This window comes from Lysinibacillus sp., assembly GCF_032093475.1.
Classification (GTDB): Bacteria; Bacillota; Bacilli; order Bacillales_A; family Planococcaceae; genus Lysinibacillus; species Lysinibacillus irui.
In genome coordinates, this window is record NZ_DAMDAY010000110.1 from 11,810 (window position 1) to 14,777 (window position 2,968).

Here is a 2,968-nt window from a genome sequence, read left to right on the forward strand (position 1 = left end):
CTTGGCTTACAGCATCACCAACCAAAAAAAGAGCAGCAGGATCTATGGAATATTGCTTGTGACTGTTATATCACGAAATTTTTAGCAGAACTCAAATTTGGTCAAGCACCAAAAGAAATGAATGAACAACTTGTTGAAGCCTTTACCTCTGAGGAAAAATTGTATGATCGATTTCTACGAGAGGGTGTACCTGCTCATTTTAAAGGCTATAGCACAATGCCAGGACAAATGGATTTTCTAATTTCAAAAAATAAAACACAGTACATGTTTAGCGGCTATCGCAACTATGGCGAATTATTTGCAGAGGGATTAGCTAAAGCTGTGCAAAGCGCCATTCGTGTAGCGGGAGGTATAGACAACACACTCGCAGGCTCGACGAATTTGACACAAGCACAACGGGCAAAAGCTTGGTTTATGAGCTCCTATCCATTATTTGGCGCATTAGCTGCCGATTTTACGATTATCGAAGATCCACTTGTTTGTACAAGGATGGACATCTCGATAGCAGCCATCTCGGTTGAAACAAAGGAGATTTACCTAAATACGGCCATGGGGATGACAGATGAAGAAATGCGATTTTTAATAGCACACGAATTGCTTCATGCTGGATTAAGTCATACTACACGGAGACAAGGGCGTGATCCCTATCTCTGGAATGTTGCTTGCGATTATGTCATAAATGGCTGGTTAATCGACATGAAAATAGGGGAGATGCCAGCGTTTGGTGGACTATATGACCCTGCATTAAAAGGGTTATCTGCAGAAGCTATTTATGATCGCATTGTTACGGATATGAGGTTGTATCGTAAATTAAGAACCTTTCGGGGGCAAGGAATGGTGGATATTATAGAAACGAAACCGCCAGACTTTTGGGAAGGAAAAGTAGGCGTTGATTTGGACGCATTTTATAGAAGAGCATTGAGTCAAGGGCTAAGCTATCATATGGCGCAAGATAGGGGGTACTTGCCACAAGGACTAATCGAGGAAATTCGAAGTCTGTCACAGCCGCCTATTGCCTGGGACGTGGAATTAGCAAAATGGTTTGATCGCATGTTTCAACCATTAGAGAAGGTCAGAACCTATGCACGCCCCAGTAGAAGGCAAGCATCGACACCTGATATTGCAAGACCAAGATGGTTTCACCAAAGTGGGGAGGAAGATGGGCGTACATTCGGAGTTATTATCGATACTTCTGGCTCTATGGATCGTGCCTTACTTGGCAAAGCACTCGGGACAATAGCAAGCTATAGTATTGCAAGAGAAGTTCCACTTGTACGTGTCATCTTTTGTGATGCCATTGCCTATGATGCAGGCTATATGGCACCAGAAGAGCTATTAACAAAAGTAAAAATACGGGGCAGAGGAGGCACAGTGTTACAACCTGGGGTCCGCTTACTGGAAGAAGCATCCGACTTCCCCAAAAATGGCCCTATCCTTATTATTACGGATGGACATTGCGACCGTTTAACGATTAAAAGAGAACATGCCTACGTGCTACCCCAAGGAGCTAAGTTACCATTTGTACCAAAAGGTGAGGTATTTAGAATGAAATAATGTTCATAAAAAGTAGAACTCTCTAGCATTAGAGGGTTTTATTATTTAATAATAAAGGAAGGGACTGCTGGCATGGAACAAATTATATAGTAAAGAATTTTAATTATTGATTAAGGGGCTTCTTACTATTTTTACGAACATGCTAATGACGATTCAATTTGTACGGGGTAGGGTCGTTACAGAACAGGAAGTGAATCAGTAGTTGACTAAGGGCAGTGCACGGCTTCCATTCATTCTGAAGGTGAAGGTGTGACATTATTGTTGTCCGATCAGCTAGCCAAGAAAATCTAAAAAGATTCGTGAAATGTTTATTTACTGCTACACTATACATAGCGATTGTGTGCGTACGGGCAAGGTAAGTGCCTTACGTTTTTCTGCTTTCAATGCAATTCTGTATGAGTTGAACTGTCAGCCAGGAGATAGACTGGAGTATATAGAGGAAGAGGAACCATAGCAATAAAGAAGGGATTTTAACAATGTTGGCTTTTATTTTTTTATTACTCGCTATTATAGCAGAGGTTTTTGCAAGCTCCATGCTAAAGCGCACGGAGGGTTTCACTCGGATTTGGCCATCGATTGGTGTGGTGGTGGGCTATGGAACGGCGTTTTATTGTTTAGCCTTAACATTAAAAGTCATTCCAATTGGTACGGCCTATGCGATATGGGCCGGTTTAGGGACAGCCTTAACAGCTATTGTTGGGGTTGTCCTTTATAAGGAAATATTCAATCGCAAGAAGGTACTAGGGATTCTCTGTATTATTATGGGTGTCGTAGTACTCAATCTTGCAGGCAGTCATTAGGAGGCACCATAGAATGAAAGGCTATTTATTTTTAACACTCTCAATCATAAGTGAGGTCTTTGCCACAACGATGCTCAAGCTTTCTGATGGTTTCACTGTGCTGGTCCCATCATTAGCGGTGGCACTTGGCTATGGGATATCATTTTATAGCCTATCCTTATGCTTAAAAACAATGCCATTAAGCTTAGCCTACGCCATCTGGTCTGGAGTTGGCACAGCTTTAACTGTCATGGTCGGCATTATAATTTGGAACGATATTTTTAATCTCTACTCTGCGATTGGCATTGCTCTAATTATTGGAGGGGTTATCTTGTTAAATCAAGGGGATAAAAGGGAAGACGTGGCGGATAGCCGGCTGAAATCGAAGGATAGCCCCGCAAAAAAGCAGGAATCTAGCGTGTAGACGGATAGAGATGGAAAAGTGATGGAAAGCCGTCTGAAATCGAAGGATAACCCCGCAAAAAAGCAGGAATCTAGCGTGTAGACGGATAGAAATGGAAAAGTGGTGGATAGCCGTCCAAAAGCGGTGGATAGGAATAGAAAGGTGGCGGATAGCCGACTGAAATCGAAGGATAGCCCCGCAAAAAAGCAGGAATCTAGCGTGTAGACGGATA

3 protein-coding genes and 1 pseudogene are annotated in these 2,968 nt (G+C 42.4%); all 4 read left to right on the forward strand.

The window, feature by feature from the left end:
* Positions 1–1,554: vWA domain-containing protein (locus RT445_RS18765; RefSeq protein WP_313471271.1), on the forward strand; the 1,554-nt coding region annotated here is incomplete at its 5' end.
* A 340-nt stretch (positions 1,555–1,894) separates the two neighbouring features.
* Positions 1,895–2,008: pseudogene (locus RT445_RS18770) on the forward strand (helix-turn-helix domain-containing protein); the annotation flags it as partial.
* Positions 2,009–2,030: 22 nt separating this feature from the next.
* Positions 2,031–2,354, forward strand: coding sequence for a DMT family transporter (locus RT445_RS18775; RefSeq protein ID WP_312507026.1), 324 nt, complete (start codon positions 2,031–2,033; stop codon positions 2,352–2,354).
* Positions 2,355–2,367: 13 nt separating this feature from the next.
* Positions 2,368–2,757, forward strand: a complete 390-nt coding sequence (locus RT445_RS18780) for a DMT family transporter (RefSeq protein WP_274796666.1) — start codon at positions 2,368–2,370, stop codon at positions 2,755–2,757.
* Positions 2,758–2,968: the final 211 nt, after the last annotated feature.